The organism is Rhodococcus sp. DN22 (genome assembly GCF_036669995.1).
GTDB lineage: Bacteria > Actinomycetota > Actinomycetes > Mycobacteriales > Mycobacteriaceae > Rhodococcus_F > Rhodococcus_F erythropolis.
This window is the reverse complement of record NZ_CP133326.1, coordinates 3568579-3588433: the sequence shown is the minus strand read 5'-3', so window position 1 is coordinate 3588433 and position 19855 is coordinate 3568579. Positions and strand designations below refer to the sequence as shown.

The 19855-nt window shown below is 60.0% G+C and carries 17 protein-coding genes; 12 read left to right on the top strand and 5 right to left on the bottom strand.

Features of this window, described 5'->3' with window-relative positions:
• Positions 1 to 17: 17 nt before the first annotated feature.
• Positions 18 to 905, bottom strand: coding sequence for a universal stress protein (locus RA302_RS16270; protein ID WP_209447499.1), 888 nt, complete (start codon positions 903 to 905; stop codon positions 18 to 20).
• 234 nt (positions 906 to 1139) lie between these two features.
• On the opposite strand from RA302_RS16270, the gene RA302_RS16265 reads away from it, so the two are divergent.
• From RA302_RS16265 to RA302_RS16245, 5 genes are all read left to right on the top strand, one after another.
• Positions 1140 to 2111, top strand: coding sequence for a hypothetical protein (locus RA302_RS16265; protein WP_054187205.1), 972 nt, complete (start codon positions 1140 to 1142; stop codon positions 2109 to 2111).
• Positions 2112 to 2226: 115 nt separating this feature from the next.
• Complete coding sequence (locus tag RA302_RS16260) at positions 2227 to 2874, top strand: response regulator transcription factor (RefSeq protein ID WP_020907981.1); 648 nt, start codon at positions 2227 to 2229, stop codon at positions 2872 to 2874.
• A complete protein-coding gene (locus RA302_RS16255; RefSeq protein ID WP_082900853.1) occupies positions 2871 to 4562 on the top strand; it encodes a GAF domain-containing sensor histidine kinase in 1692 nt (563 codons plus the stop codon). The genes RA302_RS16260 and RA302_RS16255 overlap by 4 nt, the downstream gene beginning before the upstream one ends.
• Positions 4563 to 5007: 445 nt before the next feature.
• On the top strand, positions 5008 to 5145 hold the full coding sequence (locus RA302_RS16250) for a hypothetical protein (RefSeq protein ID WP_338477315.1): 138 nt from the start codon (positions 5008 to 5010) through the stop codon (positions 5143 to 5145).
• Between the two features lie 111 nt (positions 5146 to 5256).
• The gene (locus RA302_RS16245) at positions 5257 to 6276 is read left to right on the top strand and encodes a hypothetical protein (protein ID WP_141751468.1); all 1020 of its coding nucleotides are present in this window, start codon (positions 5257 to 5259) and stop codon (positions 6274 to 6276) included.
• On the opposite strand, the gene RA302_RS16240 is transcribed toward RA302_RS16245, so the two are convergent.
• Positions 6260 to 7747 carry an AAA family ATPase gene (locus RA302_RS16240; protein WP_064112844.1) on the bottom strand — a complete coding sequence of 496 codons (1488 nt, stop codon included), beginning with the start codon at positions 7745 to 7747 and terminating at the stop codon, positions 6260 to 6262. The two genes, RA302_RS16245 and RA302_RS16240, sit on opposite strands and share 17 nt — an antisense overlap.
• A gap of 163 nt (positions 7748 to 7910) precedes the next feature.
• Here RA302_RS16240 and RA302_RS16235 point away from each other — a divergent pair, with 163 nt between their 5' ends.
• Positions 7911 to 10247, top strand: coding sequence for a heavy metal translocating P-type ATPase (locus RA302_RS16235; RefSeq protein WP_338477314.1), 2337 nt, complete (start codon positions 7911 to 7913; stop codon positions 10245 to 10247).
• Positions 10248 to 10301: 54 nt separating this feature from the next.
• On the opposite strand, the gene RA302_RS16230 is transcribed toward RA302_RS16235, so the two are convergent.
• Entirely contained in the window at positions 10302 to 10886 is a 585-nt protein-coding gene (locus RA302_RS16230; protein ID WP_141751469.1) for a hypothetical protein, read from the bottom strand.
• A 36-nt stretch (positions 10887 to 10922) separates the two neighbouring features.
• A complete protein-coding gene (locus tag RA302_RS16225; protein WP_080656743.1) occupies positions 10923 to 11723 on the bottom strand; it encodes a slipin family protein in 801 nt (266 codons plus the stop codon).
• A gap of 336 nt (positions 11724 to 12059) precedes the next feature.
• Between RA302_RS16225 and RA302_RS16220 the strand changes: the two genes are divergently transcribed.
• Together RA302_RS16220 and RA302_RS16215 are read left to right on the top strand one after the other, a co-directional pair.
• Entirely contained in the window at positions 12060 to 12398 is a 339-nt protein-coding gene (locus tag RA302_RS16220; protein WP_256261754.1) for a cation-transporting P-type ATPase, read from the top strand.
• Between the two features lie 3 nt (positions 12399 to 12401).
• Positions 12402 to 14792: a cation-transporting P-type ATPase gene (locus RA302_RS16215; RefSeq protein ID WP_256261755.1), complete on the top strand. Its 2391-nt coding sequence runs from the start codon at positions 12402 to 12404 to the stop codon at positions 14790 to 14792.
• A 26-nt stretch (positions 14793 to 14818) separates the two neighbouring features.
• On the opposite strand, the gene RA302_RS16210 is transcribed toward RA302_RS16215, so the two are convergent.
• On the bottom strand, positions 14819 to 15970 hold the full coding sequence (locus tag RA302_RS16210; RefSeq protein WP_054187220.1) for a serine hydrolase domain-containing protein: 1152 nt from the start codon (positions 15968 to 15970) through the stop codon (positions 14819 to 14821).
• A 398-nt stretch (positions 15971 to 16368) separates the two neighbouring features.
• On the opposite strand from RA302_RS16210, the gene RA302_RS16205 reads away from it, so the two are divergent.
• The 4 genes from RA302_RS16205 (at position 16369) to RA302_RS16190 (ending at position 19772) form a co-directional block, all read left to right on the top strand.
• Positions 16369 to 16656 (top strand): SHOCT domain-containing protein, encoded by a 288-nt coding sequence (locus RA302_RS16205; protein ID WP_054187221.1) that lies wholly within the window; start codon positions 16369 to 16371, stop codon positions 16654 to 16656.
• A gap of 163 nt (positions 16657 to 16819) precedes the next feature.
• Entirely contained in the window at positions 16820 to 17923 is a 1104-nt protein-coding gene (locus RA302_RS16200; RefSeq protein WP_054187210.1) for a 3-oxoacyl-[acyl-carrier-protein] synthase III C-terminal domain-containing protein, read from the top strand.
• Positions 17907 to 18791, top strand: coding sequence for a 3-oxoacyl-ACP synthase (locus RA302_RS16195; protein WP_054187211.1), 885 nt, complete (start codon positions 17907 to 17909; stop codon positions 18789 to 18791). Before RA302_RS16200 ends, RA302_RS16195 begins: the two co-directional genes overlap by 17 nt.
• Positions 18792 to 18887: 96 nt before the next feature.
• Positions 18888 to 19772, top strand: coding sequence for a universal stress protein (locus RA302_RS16190; RefSeq protein WP_054187222.1), 885 nt, complete (start codon positions 18888 to 18890; stop codon positions 19770 to 19772).
• The last annotated feature ends 83 nt before the right edge of the window (positions 19773 to 19855 follow it).

The window sequence follows — 19855 nt, the reverse complement described above, 5'->3', positions numbered from 1 at the left end:
GCGGGGTGTCATCTCGATCATCGATGGCTGTTGACGACCAACACCGGACAGTGTGCGTCGTGGAGGACTTCTCGACAGGTGCTCCCTAGAAGCATGCCGCTGAATCCGCCGCGGCCGCGGCGTCCCAGAACTACCAACTGTGCCCGCTCGGTGTGGTGGACGAGATTTTGACCCGGCTTGTCCTTGACTACGACAGTATTTACTGGCACATCGGGGTAACGATCGCCGAATCCGGCCAGGCTCTCGGCGAGCAGTGCACGTTCGGTGTCTTGGCGGGCTCGCCAATCGACCTCCCGAAACTTCGAGAAGACAACGTCGAGAACTACGTCCGACCAGGCGTGGACGGCGACCAACTCGACGCCACGTAGTGACGCTTCCTCGAAGGCAGTGGCGATGGCTGGTTCGCTGTGTACGCTGCCGTCGACCCCGACTACTACGGGGCGAGAGGAGACGTCCTCGTCGCCGCCGAGTCCTCGGACGACGGCGACCGGGCACAGTGAATGCACTGCCAGCGACGAACTCACCGAACCCAGGAGACCTCCGGTGTATTCGCCGTGCCCGCGGCTTCCGACGACGATGACCCGGGCAGTTTTGGAAGTTTCACGGAGCACCGGTATGGGTGGATCCGAAGCCAATTCGACGTCGATCTGGACTGTTCGTTCGCCGACCGCTTGTTTCGCCAGTTCGGTGGCCTCGGCAAGTCGTTTTTTGGCGGCTGCTTCTTGTTCGTCGAAATAGAAGGCCGGCATCCCGATGGGTACGCCATAGGTGGTGGGAGTGAACATCGTCGTCAGCAGGAGTAAGGGTGCAGCTCGGAGGGCGGATTCGTGAGCGCCCCACCACACTGCGTCCCGTGACTGCGAAGATCCGTCATACCCGACAACAACGGGTGGATTGTTTTTCACAACTGATCTCCTTCTCGTCGGAACGGATGTCAATTGGCCGTGACCGAATCCTTCGTGACCGAGGCTGTCTATGGCAGAGGAGAAAGTCATTTTCGGTGTCACCAGTCGGATTGGGCCGACCTTCACAGGGTCGGCGTTGCGGTGACCATTGGCACTTATGCGGAGCGGACGACCCTGCGACGCTTCTACTGAGAGCGGCACGTGGGACTTCGGGCCGCTGAGATCGGAGGAGACATGAACCTCACCAAACCGGATTCGAGTGTCGTACAGCTCGCCGTCGATCTCGCGTGTCGGGCGCCGTCCTTGCACAACAGCCAACCGTGGCGGTGGACGTACGCCGACGGGCGGTTACAGCTGTTCGGCGATCACCGTAGACTTCTCCGGGCAGCTGACCCGACCGGACGGCAACTGCATATCAGTTGCGGCGCCGCACTCGATCACCTCCGAGTGGGCCTGCTGGGGCTACGTTGGAGTGTCGACATTCACTACGAAGACCGCGGAGTCTCCCCGAATCTATTTGCCACGGTAGAGTTTCGGCACGATGCGCGGCCGCGCTCGCACGACTTCGACATGCTCGCCGCGATACGTCGGCGGCGCACCGACCGCCGCGCTTTCGGGATGTTCGACGCAATCGACGAGCTGACCGACTCTGTGGCGGAAGTGGGTCGCAAACTTGACGTCGGCGTAACGGTACTGGGCTCGGAGCAACGAGCCGGTCTGCTTCGCGCAACCCAAGCGTCGGCCGCTGCTCGCCGATACGACTCCGAGTATCAAGCGGAGTTGCATTGGTGGGCTGGGCATTCCATGTCCTCGGGTGGAATTCCGGAGACTTCGCTTGTTTCCGGTGGTGGCAGCGTCCCCATCGCCCGGACTTTTCCCGCGCGCCGTAATGCTGCGATGGGGGACCAAGGTGCAATCGACGAATCGACGGTAGTGGCAATTGGCACAACCACTGACAGCCGGCGCGACTGGCTGCGGTGTGGTCAGGTGCTCTCGTCGATACTGCTCGAAGCGACGGTTCGGGGCGCGGCGACGTGCCCGCTGTCACATATGACCGAAGTGCCTGGCAGTCGTGCTCTGCTCAACCGGTTGGTGCCGGAAGTCGGCGTTCCTCAGATGCTGGTTCGTATCGGGCGTGCGCCTGGCGGCACTCCACCCGTCATGACTACTCGTAGGTCGATGTCCGAGGTCCTTACCGTGACGTGACGAACTTGTCGGGCAACACCCTTTGGGTGCAGTGACGTCCGCGTTCGCTGATTCGTTCGTCGGGCTATGGGTAGTCGTTGAGTGCGTGCTGCGTGAGGTGAGGACGGATGATCACATGACCGACGTATTTCTGGTAGACGATCACGAGGTTGTGCGCCGTGGCCTCGTGGAGTTACTCGAGGGAGACCCGGGCCTGAGGGTAGTAGGGGAGGCGTCGAATTATGCCCACGCGATGGCACGAATACCTGCTCTGAAACCAGACGTGGCTGTTCTCGATGTTCGGCTTCCGGATGGAAACGGGATCGAACTGTGTCGCGAGTTGTTGTCGAAGTTGCCTGCACTGCGGTGCCTCATCCTCACCTCGTTCGAAGACGATCAGGCGATGCTCGATGCGATTCTGGCCGGTGCCAGTGGCTACGTGGTCAAGGACATCAAGGGACTGGACTTGGCCAGGGCGGTGCGAGATGTCGGCGCGGGGAAATCGTTGCTCGACAACAGAGCTGCTGCGGCGTTGATGGCGAAATTGCGCACCGATGCAGCTGACAAGAACGGCCCATTCGAGGAACTGAGCCAGCAGGAGCGCGTATTGCTGGGATTACTTGGTGAAGGCCTGACGAATCGACAGATTGCGGCGCGAATGTTTTTGGCGGAGAAGACCGTGAAGAATTACGTTTCCCGTTTGTTGAGCAAACTTGGAGTCGAGCGTAGAACTCAAGCGGCGATACTGGCAACGAAGATGCACGAGCACCTTCCGCAGCCATGACTCACTCCGAGCCGGGTTCTGAAGCTCATGCCGGAACGGTACCGAACGACTTAGGCCTTCCGTCCGATGAACTCATACATGTCGACGGTCTGCTCGAAGCTCTACTGGCGGTCACGGCGGGACTCGACTTGGATGCCACCCTGCGCACGATCGTCAAATCCGCTATCGCGTTGGTCGATGCCACGTTCGGTGCGCTCGGAGTGGTCGGCGACAGTGAGGAACTGAAGCAATTCGTCTACGAAGGAATCGACGAGACCGGGCGGGAACTGATCGGTGACCTCCCCCGCGGACGCGGTGTGCTCGGCGCCCTGATTTCTGATCCGAAGCCACTGCGGTTGGATGATCTGTCAGAACATGAGGCCTCCGTGGGTTTCCCTGACCATCATCCGCCGATGAAAACCTTTCTCGGCGTACCGATACAGACTCGTGGCCAGGTGTTCGGCAATCTCTACCTCACCGAGAAGACGAACGGGCGAGCTTTCACCGCGCACGACGAGATGATCGTTCTCGCGCTCGCATCGGCCGCCGGCATCGCGATCGACAACTCCCAGCTGTACGCCCTGACGAAAATGAAACAAGAATGGCTGCGCGCGACCGGCGAGGTAACGACAGCGTTGTTGGCCGGCGCCGACACACGGGGAGTTCTTCAACTGATCGCAGACAAGTCGCTGTCACTCACTTCATCTGACTGCGCATTTCTGGCGGTACCTGCGGATCCTGAACTGACAGCCGTAGAGACCGCCGAGTTGGTGGTCTCTGTCGCGAGCGGACTGGATTCCGAAGCTTTGGTCGGACACGGTATTCCGATGGACTTCTCCACATCGGGCGCGGTCTACCGGAAAAAACTTCCGATCATGACGGAGTCATTGGAATTCGATCCGGGGTTCGGTGAGGGACATGACTACGGACCTGCGATCGTGCTGCCACTTCGAGACGGACAAGAGGTTCGAGGAGTCCTGGCGGTATTGAAATTGCGCGGGACGGAGCAGTACGGTACGGATCAGGTGGCGTCCATGTCTGCCTTTGCCGATCAAGGGGCTGTTGCACTGCGGCTGGCAGACAATCAACGTCGAATGCGGGAACTCGACATACTTGCTGACCGTGATCGGATCGCGCGTGACCTTCACGATCACGTAATTCAGCGAATCTTCGCTGTCGGATTGTCGGTTCAAGGCACGCTCCAGCTTGCGCGAGCTCCTGAAATACATCAAAGGCTCAGTGGGACCATCGACGACTTGCAGGACATCATTCAGGACATTCGCCGTGCCATCTTCGACTTGCATGCGACCGAGGACGGCGCCCCCTCACTACGGAGTCGCCTGAACCAAGTTGTCGCCGAGACGAGCGCTGACACCGACTTGCGGGTGACCGTCCAAATAAAGGGTCCACTGTCGGTCGTCGATCCGACTCTGGGCGAGCAAGCCGAGGCGGTGGTGCGAGAGGCGCTCAGCAATGTGGTCCGACACGCGCACGCGTCAACCGCGGCGATCGTCATAGACGTAGACGATTCCTTGACCGTCACGATCAAGGATGACGGAATCGGCTTACCATCAGGGGCGCACCGGCGCGGGCTGAAGAACCTGTGCGAGCGAGCATTCGCCTTGGGTGGGACCTTTGACGCACAGTCCTCCGCAGGAGGTGGTACAACTCTCGTCTGGTCGGTTCCCCTTCCGGATGGGAACGAGTGACGATGACCAAGATTCTGATCGCGTACGCGAGTGCCAAAGGATCGACGCGAGGTGTAGCCGGAAGGATCGCAGAACGGTGTGGTGCTGCAGGATTTGACGTGACGATGTTTCCTGCGGTCGAGAGCCCAGGGCACGAATGGTTCGACGCTGTGATCTTGGGAAGCGCCATTCACGACATGGATTGGTTGCCCTCCGCCACAGTCATTGTCGATCGACGGAGGGTGGCAGTGAAGACTCAACCGGTGAGGGCCTTCTCGGTCGCGACATGGGGCGAGACATCGACGTTTCTGTCTACGCAACTGACTCGTCGAATCAGAAAGTCTGCGTCTGAACCGAGGACGGTGACAAAACTTCGCAAATCGGCGGACTTGCGAGACCATCGCCGGTTCGCTGGTGCGTTGACACGTGGAGACTGGCTGCTGGTCGGCGCATTGTCTTCAAGATCATGGGCGGTCGATACTCGGCTGCTCGAGACTGGGCCGACATCGATGCGTGGGCGGACAAGATCACGGAACAACTCCGTGGCGGTGAATTCAAGTACTCCGCACGAACCGAGGATGCCTCACGACAGTTCGATGATTGACAAAGGGCCGTAGCGAACAGTGCGGGGCGAGGCGCACGATCAACAGAGACGTTTGCCGCTCGTCCGACAGCAGACGACTTCGACGAGAGTGATCGAACCATGGTGCGCTACGTGAGCGCGGATTCCGAGACGATCAGCAACGCTGTCCGTTGGGCCTGCGCGGCGCCGTCTGTTCACAACGTCCAACCGTGGGCGTGGCGACTGCGTCGCGGTGAACTTGAACTCCGCGTCGATCGGCTGCGCTCGATCCCGGTGGAGGATTCTGCCGGCAGGCAGCTGATCATCAGCTGTGGCGCCGCCTTGCATCATTTGCGAGTTACATTGGAACACAACCTCATCGAGCCGATTGTCGCGACTTTTCCCGACCGTGGGCAACCGGACCTGCTCGCGGTGATCACCTTCAGAGGGCGAGCGCGGGCGATGAGTGCCGACGCGGGCCTCTTCGCATCGTTGGAACGCCGCCGCTCCGACCGACGGCCATTCGATGCACCCCCCGTCGGGTCGCTGGTCGGCCTTGCTCAGCACGCCTCGGTTTTCGGGGCGTCGGCAATCAGTTTGTCACCGCAGTTCGGGGACATGCTCGCCCGAGCGGCCACAGTGGCCGCAGAGCAGCATCAGAGCGATCCGGCGTACTGGAACGAGTTGGAGAGTTGGATACGCTCGGCTCCGACAGCAGACGGTGTTCCGCGCAGTGCGTTGCCGGATGCATTGTCGATTCACGAGTCTGCGTCTGCACGAGCGTTTCCTTCGGGCCAACTGAGGATCGGGCCTGGAGTGAGGGACGATGCAGCATTGATACTGATCAGTACGTTTTCGGACACACCGATCGACTGGCTGAACGCAGGTCAGGCGATGTCCTCGCTGCTGTTACATGCCACCGCGTCGCACCTGGCGACCTGCCCTCTGACACATTTGACCGAAGTGGAATCAAGTCGGGAAATCGTTCGAGATGTTGCTTCGAGATCCGGCGAGACACTTCAGAATCCACAGGTGATGATTCGTGTCGGGTTGGAGAGAGAACCGTCCGACGCGGTGATCGATGCCGCAGGGAGCGAAACACGTATCGAGGAACATCGGACAGGGGGCACAGGCCGTCGTCCACTCGAAGAGGTGCTCACCGTGTCGAGTTGACACCTTTACCCACACTCACTGACCGGCGCCAGACATCTACGGCCGACTCGGCGCTGACGTCGATGGATGTGTCGGTATCGATCGCGGTCGATTCGGGCCAAGGGTCGTGGCCTTGCGCGATGGCGGCTGCAGTAGCCGTCGTGGCGTCGGAAAGCGTATTCGTGCGCGTTGCTATTCGTTGAACGGCGACAGGTAGCGGTGTGCTGGTCGACAGGCTGATCAACGTCGACGCTGTTGAGGTGCATAACAGTTCGGCTTCCCTGCGGTGTCGAGACCGAGCCCATGTTGCATCGAGTACGACCGACTCACCCATCGAGAGATGATCGCGGGCACGATCGAGCATTTCGCTGTAGACGGTGTGAACCGAGTCGGGCGAATACAGTCCCGATTGATAGGCGTCGGCGGAGCCGCGGAGTGCGCCGGCATCGACGAGCTCGCGCCGCACGCGGTCGCTGGAGATGACTGTAGCGCCGGTGTGTGCGGCAAGAGCGAGGGATAATGTCGTTTTACCGGTTCCCGGAAAGCCGCCCACCAGGCATAGTCGAACTTCGCCGTTGCGCAGGTGGTTGTCGGCAAGATCAAGGTGCCGTTCGAGCGCGGCCTGACTATTCGAATCGCCTTGCTGCAGACGCAGAGCGTCGACCTTGGCACGAACCGTGGCGCGATAGGCAATGTAATGGTCGATCAACGAAATCGGCGGCTGGTCCTTCGATTTCGTGACGATCGAGGCAAGGAACTCCCTCGCAAGATCCTCATAGCCGAGGAACTCCAGGTCCATGGCGAGGAAACAGCTGTCGTCGAGAATATCGACGAATCTGAGTTGGTCGTCGAAGTCGAGGCAGTCGAGAATCTTGGGTCCGTCGGGCAGTACGAAAATATCGTCCGCGAGAAGGTCTCCGTGGCCGTCCACGATGCAACCTTCGGCGATTCTCGAATCGAACAGGGACCGACGCCCACACAGGTATCTCGTAGACAGCGCCTCGAGGTGATCGAGTCGGCAGGGCGGGAGGAGACCCGAACACAATTGGCGCAATTCGGCAAGATTCGATACCCATCGGTGTCCGACGCCTGTTGATGTTCCTTGTTCGGATATTCGCTCGCCCCTGGCTGCTCGCCTGTGAAAGTCCGACACTGCCGCTGCGATCTCGTCCAATGCGTGTGCGACATCCTGGTTCGTCGCAGCCAACGCGGACAGTCTTCGCTCATCGGGCATACGCACCATCACCAGAATCGGCTCGCTCGACTGGTCGACCGGGTCGACCACGTGCGTCACTCCGCGGTAGACACCCTCGCAGATCCTTTGATTCAACGTGAGTTCACGTTGCAGAGCGTCCTCTCGTCGTGAAGGTTCGCTGAAGTCGAGGAATGGCGTGGAGATGGCCTTTTTGATCTTGTACGCGCGGTCACCTACAAGTATGACGACCCCGGTAGTCGTTTCCTTTACGTCGAGATACGAAGCATGAATGCTCATCTGATCTCCCCTCGTACTGCAGCGGTTCCCACGCGGAGACGCTCGATTCCTCGATCCTTCAAGTCTGGACGAAACAGCGGTCAGCCGTCGCGGGGCATTGCGATGACTTAGTCGGGCATTACGGCACTAGTGGTCACAGCGCGGCAATGACGACGCTGGAATCATGTCGCCTATCCGAGACCTGTTCCAGCGCTTGACAACGAAAGCCGAGTCCCTTCTCCTGGCCGCGACTGTGTGTGCGCTCGCCGGTGGCGTTCTCGCCTGGTCACTCGATCAGCGCGCCGTTGCCGACGGGATGTGGGCCTTGGGCACAATTGCGGCGTTGCTGCCGGCAGGGTGGTGGGTTGTCGACGGGTTGCGCAGAGGACGGGCGGGCGTCGATGTCATTGCAGTTCTGTCGCTGCTCGGAACGATTTGGGTAGGGGAGTATCTGGCCGGTGCGTTGATTGCAGTCATGCTGGCGACCGGGCGAACCCTCGATGCGGCGGCCAATAGTCGAGCGGCGCGAGATCTTCGTTCCCTTCGTGAACATGTTCCGAGGACCGCGCAACGCGAAGAGTGCGGCCAACTTCGGACGGTGGCAGTCGACGAGATCGAGCCAGGCGACCGAATCTTCCTCAGCTCCGGGGACGTCGTACCCACGGACGGATGGATTGTCGGCGAACCGGCAGTCTTCGACGAATCCGCTCTGACGGGTGAATCGAAAGTGGTGGAGCGCTCGATCGGCGACCCGGTTCGCAGTGGCGTGGTGAATGCGGGTGGTGGTTGTCGAATCGAGTCGAGTCGGACGGCCAGATCGAGCGCGTACGCGGCGGTGGTTTCGCTTGCCCAGGAAGCGGCCGCCGACAGTGCGCCGATCGTGCGTGTGGCCGACCGCGTGGCGGCGTGGTTCATACCCGTGACACTGCTCGTGAGTGGCTTTGCGTGGATGTCGAGTGGCTCTGCCACACGTGCGATTGCCGTACTAGTCGTCGCGACCCCGTGTCCGCTTTTGCTGGCTGCACCCGTTGCTATCGTTTCCGGTCTCTCACGGGCATCGCGGATCGGTGTGATCGTCAGGTCCGGCGGTGCACTGGAGAGGCTCGGAAATGTCAAGACTCTCGTTATCGACAAGACGGGGACTTTGACCACAGGGAAACCCACACAATCGGATATCGTCTGCGGAGAGGATATCGACAGCTCTTCAATTCTCCGCCTGGCTGCATCCGCAGACCAAGTGTCCTCACATATCTTGGCGGAGTCCATCGTTCGAAGTGCGCGAGCGCAGGGTTTGTTACTCAGTACACCCGAATCTGTGACCGAACGGCCAGGGTATGGAGTGACCGCAACGGTCGACGGTCATGTCGTCGAAGTCGGCAGAATCGCCGGCGCGATCGACCGCCCCGGCTGGGCCGCATCAGTGGAGAATCGCGCGAGGCTCGACGGAGCGGTCGTGGTGTGGGTGCGGATCGACGATCAACTCAGCGGGGCGCTACTGCTGATCGATCCGATTCGCAACGACGCACCTTGGACGATACGGCGCTTGCGATCGGCCGGCATCGGCAAGATCGTGATGCTGACTGGCGACCGTCCGGAACCTGCAGTCGAGGTCGGATGTGTCCTCGGACTGGACGCGGTTTATGCGGAACAGGAACCTGCCGACAAGGTCGTGCGAGTACGCGAAGAATCCGAGCGCGCGGTGACCGTCATGGTGGGAGACGGAATAAACGACGCGCCGGCGCTGGCCGCAGCATCGGTCGGTATCGCCATGGGTGCACGAGGTGCGACGGCATCGTCTGAAGCGGCTGACATCGTCTTGACGACCGACCGGTTGTCTCGGGTAGCCGATGCAATGGATATTGCTCGGCGATCTCGTCGAATTGCTGTGCAGAGTGCCACTGTCGGCACCGGGCTTTCTGTGGTCGCGATGGCTTTTGCAGCGTTCGGATTGCTGGCTCCGGCGGTGGGTGCCTTGTTGCAGGAGTTGATAGATGTTGCAGTGATACTGAACGCGTTACGTGCGCTTGGGCACGGACGGTCGAGTGTGCCGAAGCTCGAACCTGAGTTGGAGCGGATGCTTCGCGGATTCTCCACGGAGCATCGTCGTATGCGCGCAGATCTCGATTCGATTCGTGTCGCTGCGGATGCTCTCTCGGGTGACGACCGTGTGTTGGCAATGCGGCGACTTCATCAGACCAATCGGTTTCTCCAGGAGGTGGTTCTTCCGCACGAGCGGGCCGAGGGGGCGAAACTGTATCCAGCACTAGAGCGTTCGTTGGGTGGCGCGGATTCCATCTCGGCGGTGGCCGACGCTCACTCCGAGATCGAGAGACTCTGCCGACGGGTCGAGAATCATGTCAGGGCCGCGGACAAGCTGGGAGCGGTAGACGATGCTCAGGTCGGAGACCTTCTCGCGTGTCTCTACGGTCTCTATGCGGTGCTGAAGTTGCATTTCCGTCAGGAAGAAGAGAGCTATTTCGTCCTCGCAGATCGATCGGAGAGGGAAGGGAGTAGCAGTTGATCTGCGTCGCAGACGAATCCAGTCGCAGACGAATCCACTTGGACTTTTGTTACTTCATGCGTGTGGTGGGAAGGCCCCCGACCACTCTGCATCCCAGGCGCGACCGTTGCGCCAACTGATCAGTGTTCTTGCGGCAGTGAGCATTCCGTGCACAGCAAGAACGCTCGCACAATACAACGTGATCGCAGCAGCGATTCCGTCGACAGCCGTGCTCGACGTCTGAGGGGGAGGCGGAACCTGATCGCCTGTTGCATTCGTCCACACGGCGATCGTGTCACCGGGACGTGCGCTGAAGTGAGCAACCAATGGTTCGGTGCGTGCAGTTCCGTTCATGGTCCATGCCACGACCTTGCGCGCGGCTCCCATGTCTTTTGTCCCGGGAACCGGGTCGGGACTCACCGTGCCACTCCATTGGCTGTTGACGTGCTGTTGCTGTTCGATTCGCGCTCGGCCGGACGCGTAGACGGACGTGCCGACTGCTGCTGCGACAGGTATCGCAAGAGTCCCGATTGCGACTGCGGCGATGACCAAGGAGGACCAGATACGATCCGACGGACGCATGAGTCGGTTCGAAGACCAGGGAGCTTGGTTCCACCAGCGAGTGGGCCGTCCCGCCGTGTGAATCAGATCTTTACGCATGGTGCCGGCCTCCTGGACCGGTCTGGAGTGGAGGCATCACGGTCGGCTGGCGCTGAGGGAGCTTGCGTTGAAAGTTGTCTCTTTCATGGCGTTTTCCTTCGCACCATGACTGGAGAGATCCTCCGCAGATGCGTTTTCCCGATGAAGAAACGAACCGAGTTCGCCGATTGCGCTCATCAGGGGTGCGGGGAAGACCACGGTGGTGTTTTTCTCGACGCCGAGCTCTGCGAGGGTCTGCAGGTTGCGCAGTTGTAGCGCCAACGGGTGGTCCATCATTGTGTCCGATGCTTCGCCGAGCGCAGCGGCGGCTCGCGCTTCCCCTTCCGCTGCGATGATCTTTGCCCGCTTCTCTCGTTCGGCCTCTGCTTCACGCGCCATGGCTCGCTTCATGCTTTCCGGAAGCTGAATGTCCTTGAGTTCTACCAGCGTTACCTCGACGCCCCAGTCGAGTGTCGTGGTATCGAGTATCTGACGGATGCTGGTGTTGATCACGGCCGTTTCCGACAGAACCTCGTCGAGGGAATGCTGACCTACCACGTTTCGGAGAGTGGTTTGCGCGATCTGGTCGATGGCAGAGTTGACGCTCTCGATGGTCACCACGGATTTCTCCGCGTCGATGACGCGAAAATATGCGACGGCCGCGATATCGACGCTGACGTTGTCGCGGGTGATAATTCCCTGCGACTGGATCGGCATCGTGACGATACGCATCGAGACCTTGGTCATCCGGTCGACCGCGGGAATGATGAGTGTCAGACCGGGATTGCGTACCGCGATGATCCGCCCCAGCCGGAAATGAACACCGCGCTCGTACTGTGTGACGATTCGTATTGCCATTGCGAAAATCAGGAACAGGATTGTCGCAACCACGACGACGACGATGGTGGCGCTCACGGTGATTCTCGATTCTGTGCGGGGCAGGGGGCCAGACGAGCACCGTCGTGCGGGCGGGCGGACCTGCAGGCATGTCCGGTCTTCGTCCAGCTTTGCGTCGCGGTGTCGATTGCATACATGGCCGAATGTCACTAGTTGCACGGCAGGCGGACACTGTTTCGATCAGTGAGGCCATACGGCCTGAGTTGACTACCGAGTGCCCTGGTATCGCGTTCTCGGACGGTGAAACCTCGAACGAAGCAGTTGCATTTGGTTCTCGGTTCGTGAGGAGGTGTGCATGTGTCCGAGGCGGTCGCTGATTCGGAATCAGATGCGGTGAATCCGCGTGAATCCGTGGAACGAATGTTTCGAGATCTCAGGTCAGATCGGCAAGGTCTCTCGGCCAGAGAAGCCGAACGTCGATCCGTTGTTCATGGTTCCAACGAACTGCAGCGTCGGCGTGGACGTGAGTGGCCTGGCGAGATACTCGGGCAGTTGACTCATCCCCTCGCGTTGCTGCTGTGGGTTGCCGCTGGGCTTGCTGTTGTCAGTGGAGCTTCTCCACTGGCGGTGGCGATCGTCCTGGTGATTCTCGTCAATGCGTTGTTCGCGTTCGTCCAGGAATTACATGCCGAATAAGCGGTGGAGGCGCTCTCTGCATTTCTCCCTGAAACGGCGACTGTGGTCCGTGACCGCTTTGAGCAAGTGGTGGATGCACGGACCTTGGTTCCAGGTGATGTGATCATTCTCGACGAAGGTCGCCGAGTGTCGGCAGATGTACGACTGATATCGGGCTCGGTGCAGGTAGATCTGTCCACGCTGACCGGAGAGTCGGTTCCGGTCACTGTTTCTGCGGATTCGACAAGTAATGCAGGGCCTTTGGTTTCGGCCCGAGACATCGCCTTCAGTGGAACGGATGTGCTCGGCGGCAAAGCTACGGGATTGGTCTTCGCAACTGGTATGCGTACTGAGATCGGGCGTATCGCTGCCCTTTCACAGCGCGTGGGTCGTGACGAGAGTCCACTCGAGAAACAAGTGAAGAAGATTGCCTGGCTGATCGCCTGTGTAGCGGTGGTGATGGGCGCGGCATTCATCCCCCTCGGTAGCTTGATTGCGGGATTGTCCTGGGGAGATTCGATCAACTTCGCGATCGGACTCCTGGTTGCCAATGTTCCCGAAGGGCTCCTTCCGATCATCACGTTGGCGCTGGCAGTTGGAGTACGCACCCTTGCTAAACGAGGGGCGTTGGTCAAAAGGATTTCGGCGGTGGAAACGCTCGGTTCGACGAGCGTGATCTGTACCGACAAGACCGGAACTCTGACACAGAATCGAATGCGGGTAACCAGACTGTGGACGCCTGGTGGCGTTCTTTCCTTCGACGCAAATGGAGCAACCGATTCAACGTGGCCCGAGGGGTCTGTCCCGCGTCGTGTAGCGCATGCGATCACTTACTGTTGTAATGCGGAAATCGGGGACGGCCGCGTTGAAGACGGCGGGGACGATTCGGGGGACCCGACCGAGTTGGCGATGCTGCGGGCTGCGGCAGATATCGGTGAGCCGTTGTCGGCGACCACTCACGTGCACCACACGATTTTTCCTTTCGATCCCGAGCTTCGCAGAATGTCGACAGTGGACCGGGTCGGAGATGAATTTCGGATCCAGGCGAAGGGGGCGCCGGAGGAGATCCTCAGTTTGTGCTCCCGAATTGTGGGGGTCGATGCGTCTGAGCATGATCTGACGTCCTCGGAGCGTTCCGAGGTGGCGTCGGCGGTCCACGATTGGGCACGGGAAGGACTACGACTGATCGCCGTGGCGGAACGATTGTCGATCATCGGCGAGGAGGAGCAATTGTCTCGTCTCGACATCGAACGAGACATGACACTGCTAGGGATCGTGGCGATGATCGACCCTCCACGCCCGGAAGTCGCTGCCGCGGTGGAGAAATGCCATACTGCAGGTATTCGCATCATCGTGGTGACCGGCGATCATGGACTCACCGCACGCGGAATTGCAGAAAGTGTGGGAATCGGCCGAGGGGGCCTTCAGGTAGTCACCGGATCTGAACTCGAGGAAATGTCGGAGAAGGATCTCGACGAACTCCTGTATACCGACAACGAGATCATCTTCGCTCGGAGTTCGCCGGAAGAGAAGCTTCGGATCACAGATGCGCTTCGCGCCGGTGGCTATGTGGTCGCGATGACCGGCGACGGTGTCAATGATGCTCCAGCTCTGCGACGGTCGGACATCGGAGTGGCGATGGGACGGTCCGGCACTGACGTCGCTCGGGAGGCTGCGACGATGGTTCTCACTGACGACAATTTCGCCACTATCGTCGACGCGGTCGAAGCTGGGCGCAGGGTTTATGACAATGTCCGTAAATTCATCGTCTACATTTTTGCGCACGCGACTCCCGAAGTGGTGCCCTTCCTGGTGTATGCCCTGTCCGGCGGTCAGATTCCACTTCCCCTGACCGTGATGCAGATATTGGCAATCGATTTGGGCACTGAGACATTGCCCGCATTGGCACTCGGTCGGGAACGGGAGGAGCCTGGCTTGATGGATCGGGCACCGCGAAAAGCTTCACAGAATGTGGTGGACAAGATGATGCTGGTGCGATCGTGGGGCGTGCTCGGTGGCGCGTCGGCTGCAGCAGTCATGGTCTTGTTCATGGCCGCTCTTCTATCTGGAGGCTGGACTTTCGGAGCCGACGTGTCTTCAGGTGCGCTCGAACACACCTGGAAGCTGGCAACGACGATGAGTTTCCTCGGGATCGTGTCGTGCCAGATCGGAACCGCCGTCGCTTCTCGAACAGAGCATGCATCCCTATGGAAGATCAGATTGTTCTCGAATCGGTTGTTGCTCTGGGGGATTGCGTTCGAGATTGTCTTCGCCGCTGTTGTGGTGACGCTTCCGTCGGCGCAGCGTGTATTCGGCACAGTCTCGCCCACGTGGTATCAGGTTCTGTGGTTGCTGCCCTTACCGGTCTTGGTGTGGGGGTGCGATGAATTCTGGCGGTGGACGCGACGCCGCTGATCGAGCAGGCGACCAACCTATAGTGCCTATAGTGCGCGGGCGATGGATTCCGCTCTGGCACCCAGTCCGGCCAACCGCAGGTCGGCGAACGGAGTCAGAGACCCACCCATTCGGTTCGTGACGAATGCGACGGACAAACGAGTTTCCGGGTCAGCGAACGCACCTGATCCGCCGAGCCCGTAGTGCCCGAAGGCTTGCAACGACTGGGTGCGGCTGGTTACAAATGCCGAGTGATAACCCAGCCGCCAGTTCATGCGGACTCCGAGAACGTAATCGCGCGCAGTGGTCTGCACTTCACCCATCTGTTCGAGGGTGTCTTCGCTCAAGAACCTGATTCCTCCGACCATTCCTCGATTGGCAAGTGCTGCATACATGCGAGCAAGAGCTCGCGCGCTGAACACACCGTTCCAACCAGGCATCACGTAATCATGGATGACGGGATTGCGGACGAGTTCGTCGAAGCCTGCCGGCATTCCGGCATCCGCGATGTTCTTGAGGACAGGTAGACGGGTCAAAGCGTAAGAAGCTGTATCCCACGGCACTTTGAACTGATTGATATGAGGAAACAGCTTCGCAATTCGATGACGTTCGTCTTCGGGGACCTTGAACCAGAAGTCCGGAATGTCAAGAGGTTCCGCTATCTCGGTACGTACAAGGTCGGTAAACGATGTTCCGGTTGCCCGCGTCGTGAGTTCGGCGACGAGAGATCCGAATGTGACTGCGTGATACCCGGGTGAGTCGAGGCGACGGATATCCGGTGTTGCCGAGGCCAGGGCGTTGGCCATGCCGTCGTGATCGAGCATCGCAAGTCGGCCGGTGACAAGTCCGCGAATGCGATGTAGCCCGGCACGGTGGGTCAACAGTTGCCGTACGGTTACGTCATCCTTGCCGGCGTAAGCGAATTCGGGCCAGTATTTCGCGATGGGTGCGTCGTAGTCGATGAGCCCACGTTCTGCGACACGGTGCAATACCGTGCTGGCAACCCCTTTTCCGGTGGAGAAGGACACAGATACCGTGGAAGCGTTCCAACGGGTGTCGCGGGTCGACCACCCGGACCAGATGTCGAGTACCGGTTCTCCTTCGAGGTAGACCGCCAGCGCTCCGCCGCCGTTGGAAGGGCGTTCGAAGAGGCGGAAGAACTGGGCAGCCAGCTGACCGAACCGTGGGTCGATCAGCATGACGCCCGGAGTGGACAGGGGAGCACCCCCGTCGGATCCGTCCCTACGAGGGGCGCATGAAACGGTCGTCGAGAGTAGCTCCTCGATCTCGGGGAGGTTCGTCATGGTCTGCACTTCTCAATCGATCTTGGGTCGTCGATTACCACCGCGTTACTTCTTTGAAACGTCGTGTTGATCGGGAAGATTCCTGCGCCGGCACGCTTGGGGAAGGTGGAGCAGAAGTGCTCTACAAACACGGACTTGCGGCAGCATGGCGGGGCTTGGCGCATCTGCCGATATGAGCAGAAAGACTCTGTGTGCGCGTCGTGTAAGGGCGCATCATGAAGGAGTATGCGTGAGTGCTCCGCTGGTGGGGAAGTGCGTACGGCACGCATGGAGAGATGGGAGGCCTCGCTGTGATGTACGACGATCACTATTTCAGTAGTTGGGGTTACCTGCTGATGTTCGTAGGTATGGCCTTGTTTTGGGGCTTGCTGATCCTGGGGATCTTTCTGCTCATTCGCTACGCCGGACATGGACCGACAGAGTCGGGGAGTCAGCCGCCTGGAAGCAGTCGGTTGCAAAGTTTTCCGCCGCCGCGACACAGCGCCGAGCAAATTCTTGCCGAGCGATTCGCGCGCGGGGATATAGATGAGAACGAGTATCGAAGCCGGCTGGCGATTCTGCGAACCGACCCATCCCCCTGAGTGATTCGGCACAAGTACGAAGGAGGTGACGGCCATGGATGCCATGCAGATGTTCCACATGTTCATGATGTGTCTCCACGGAATGGGCATAGTGCCGCCCATGCAGATGATGCCGATGCACTAACTCACGATTCAGGAACGCCGGCGCGAGGTAACAAGTGAAATGGTCAAACACTGGCTGTTGACGGACTCGGAAAATGACGACAGACGAGTGCCGTATCGAACGCGGGTGGCGGGGGCAGGTCGGCATCTTCCCGTCACCAGACTTACGACTGAGGATTTGATGGCGACAACACGCCACGACACGGGTATCGATCTCGAACGACTGACTGGAATCCACGAGCGGCGGGTCAGCGTGGGCGATGAGGATTCCTACACCCTCGCAACAGCAGCTGCGCGGGATGCCTTGCGTCGGTCGGGTTGTGCCGTCGAGTCGATAGATGTGGTGATCAGCTGCAGTATCACCAAGTTTAGGGGCGGTATGACTCAATGGCTCGAACCGACGATGAGTAGTGCCGTCGCGCGGAACCTCTGTGCAGACCGGGCTATGAGCTTCGATCTTTCCAATGCTTGTGCTGGGATGCTCACTGGGGTGATGGTGGCCAACAATTGGATCCGTCTGGGATTGATCGAGCGGGCGCTGGTTGTCAGCGGTGAGTATATTTCTCAGCTCGGTCACAATGCTGCCAAGCATATTCACAACATATTGAGCAGAGAGTTGGCTTCCTTGACCTTGGGCGATGCGGGCGCCGCGCTCGTCCTCGAACGGGCGCCCGTGGGCGCAGCCGGGATTCGCATTGCCGGGTTTACAACGGTCGCGGACTACAGCCGGTTGTGTCTCGCTTACCCGAAGGGCAGGGAGCCGGGTGCTCGCATGTTCACCAATTCGCGAGCCATTCAAAAGGCCGCCATCGCCGATACCCCGTTACTTCTGCACGAGGTACTCGACACACTCGGACTGTCGATCCATGACATCGACCATGTGATCACCCATCAAACGTCGGCGCGTGCAATCAAGAAGGGCATGGCTGAGATGGCGCTGTCGTTCGGCGACAGTCCGCGCCATGACGCGGTCATCACCGTCGATCGATACGGGAACACAGCCTCGACAACTCATACCGTGGCATTGGTCGAAGAACTCGAGGCCGGCCGGATCAAACCGGGAGAGACAGTTGCATTGATCTCCCTGGCTTCCGGGCTGGAGATCGGGGTAGTCCTTGTGGAAATCGACGATGAACTGGTGGCGCGCTATGGGAACGATCATTGAGCAGGTGATGGTCACTCGGGCTGGATGGCTGAGGCGGCACAGCGCACTGCACCTTGCGGTAGCGGCGGCTCAGTCGTGCCTCGGAAAGGCCGGTTGCAGCCCGGATGGCTTGGATCTGCTCGTGAACGCGGGTTTGTATCGCGACCGGAACCTTGGTGAGCCGGCTCTTGCCGCGCTGATTCAGGACGATATCGGCGCTCATCCGGAAGACCCGCACACGGGCGATCACGGGACCTTCTCTTTCGATATCGCGAATGGCACCTGTGGCGTCCTGACCGCGCTGCAGATCGTCGACGGATTCCTCCGCTCCGGAGTGATCGAACGGGCTCTCGTCGTTGCCAGTGATGCAGACCCGGGGCATCGGCTCAGTGAGAGGTTTCCGTTCTCGGCAGCCGGGGGAGCGGCGTTATGCCGCTGGACCGATGATCGATATGGTCTTGGCCCGGTGCATTGGGTCAATGATCTCGACCGCGGGGAGTCTTTCCGGGCAACTGTCGGACAGGCAGACAATCGAAACATCCTGCGTTTCCAAGTGTCCGACTCGCTCGATGACGACTACGCCGCAGCCGGTCACGAAGCAGTTTCCGCATGCCTGCGGCAGGCGAAAATCGCTCTGGCGGAGGTGGATTTCATCGTGGCTGCTCCGGCTCGCCCGGCCTTCCGTTCGGCACTCGCGACACGGTTGGGGAGTGCGAGCTCACGGGTCATCGTGGCCGACGACGAGTACATCCACACGGCTGCCCTGATCGCAGGATTGGCGAGGGAGAAACCGCGACGCTTTGCAGGCTCTCGAACGATGCTGGTCGCGGCTGGGGCGGGCGTGACCGCTGGCGCCGCGCTGTACGACGTGCCCCCGGAGTCAGATTGAGCTGAGTCGGGTCGAGCTGAACAGTTGTGTGGGGGGAAGCGATGGTTGCGAACGTATTGGTGCTTGACGCTGACATCGATTGTTGTGGAGGTCCTGATGGCGAGATCTCCGATCATTGTGGGAATAGACGGATCTCAGCACTCGCGCGATGCTCTGGGGTGGGCTGTAAGGGAGGCAACCTTGCGTGACGTGCCGCTACTGCTCGTGTGCGCCACGACCTATCGACGCACAAATGATGGTCCAGACCTCGCCCGCGAACTACGTGACCGCGCAGATCGAGTGCTTGCCACGGCCCTGGGGATCGCCAGGGCCGAGGCTGTCGCCGGTTCAATCGAGGTCCGCGGGGAAGTGTCACGTCAGTATGCTCCGGGAGCGCTCATCGATCGATCCGCCGATGCATCGATGATCGTGCTCGGTCGTCGCGGGCTCGATGAGTACTCCAGAGGGTTTGTCGGTTCTGTGTGCGCGGCCGTAGCACGTCGAGCGAAATGCCCGGTGGCAGTGATAGACGGTTGGTCAAGGGACGAGACCGTCGAGGGGCCCGTCGTAGTCGGCGTCGACGGCTCGATGAACAGTGAGCCGGCCATCGGTCTCGCCTTCGAAGAATGTGCTCTTCGTGGAGCGTCCCTGATCGTGCTGCACGCTTGTTTCGACCAGGATATGTCTACGCTGCATGACGATTCGGCGACCGAGGTCCGCGCTGCGGTAGAGGAGGCAGGCCGGTTGGTGCTGGCGGAAAGTGTGTCCAGGTGGTGGAAGCAATTCCCTGAGGTCAGGGTGCGGCGGAATCTGGTTCGGGACCGGCCTGTTGAGCATCTCCTGGATTTGGCGGCCGATGCCCAGCTCGTTGTGGTCGGAACCCGAGGAAGGGGCGGTTTCGTGGGGATGGACATCGGCTCGACCGGCACAGCTTTGCTGCACAAAACGCCGTGCCCACTCCTGATGGTCCGACAGCCAGGCGGTGAATGCGTTGGCGAATAGAGAATGGCATCGAAAGAAATTGTGTATCAAGGAATCCGGCGATACTTCGTGGCCGATCGTGTCCGACAATTGCGACGAGTGGC

Excerpts from the sequence above, each read along its gene's own strand:
- RA302_RS16265 (WP_054187205.1), top strand. The coding sequence starts at position 1,140 with ATGAACCTCACCAAACCGGATTCGAGTGTCGTACAGCTCGCCGTCGAT.
- RA302_RS16260 (WP_020907981.1), top strand. The coding sequence starts at position 2,227 with ATGACCGACGTATTTCTGGTAGACGATCACGAGGTTGTGCGCCGTGGC.
- RA302_RS16255 (WP_082900853.1), top strand. The coding sequence starts at position 2,871 with ATGACTCACTCCGAGCCGGGTTCTGAAGCTCATGCCGGAACGGTACCG.
- RA302_RS16250 (WP_338477315.1), top strand. The coding sequence starts at position 5,008 with ATGGGCGGTCGATACTCGGCTGCTCGAGACTGGGCCGACATCGATGCG.
- RA302_RS16240 (WP_064112844.1), bottom strand. The coding sequence starts at position 7,747 with ATGAGCATTCATGCTTCGTATCTCGACGTAAAGGAAACGACTACCGGG.
- RA302_RS16235 (WP_338477314.1), top strand. The coding sequence starts at position 7,911 with ATGTCGCCTATCCGAGACCTGTTCCAGCGCTTGACAACGAAAGCCGAG.
- RA302_RS16230 (WP_141751469.1), bottom strand. The coding sequence starts at position 10,886 with ATGCGTAAAGATCTGATTCACACGGCGGGACGGCCCACTCGCTGGTGG.
- RA302_RS16225 (WP_080656743.1), bottom strand. The coding sequence starts at position 11,723 with ATGGCAATACGAATCGTCACACAGTACGAGCGCGGTGTTCATTTCCGG.
- RA302_RS16210 (WP_054187220.1), bottom strand. The coding sequence starts at position 15,970 with ATGCTGATCGACCCACGGTTCGGTCAGCTGGCTGCCCAGTTCTTCCGC.
- RA302_RS16205 (WP_054187221.1), top strand. The coding sequence starts at position 16,369 with ATGTACGACGATCACTATTTCAGTAGTTGGGGTTACCTGCTGATGTTC.
- RA302_RS16200 (WP_054187210.1), top strand. The coding sequence starts at position 16,820 with ATGGTCAAACACTGGCTGTTGACGGACTCGGAAAATGACGACAGACGA.
- RA302_RS16195 (WP_054187211.1), top strand. The coding sequence starts at position 17,907 with ATGGGAACGATCATTGAGCAGGTGATGGTCACTCGGGCTGGATGGCTG.
- RA302_RS16190 (WP_054187222.1), top strand. The coding sequence starts at position 18,888 with ATGGCGAGATCTCCGATCATTGTGGGAATAGACGGATCTCAGCACTCG.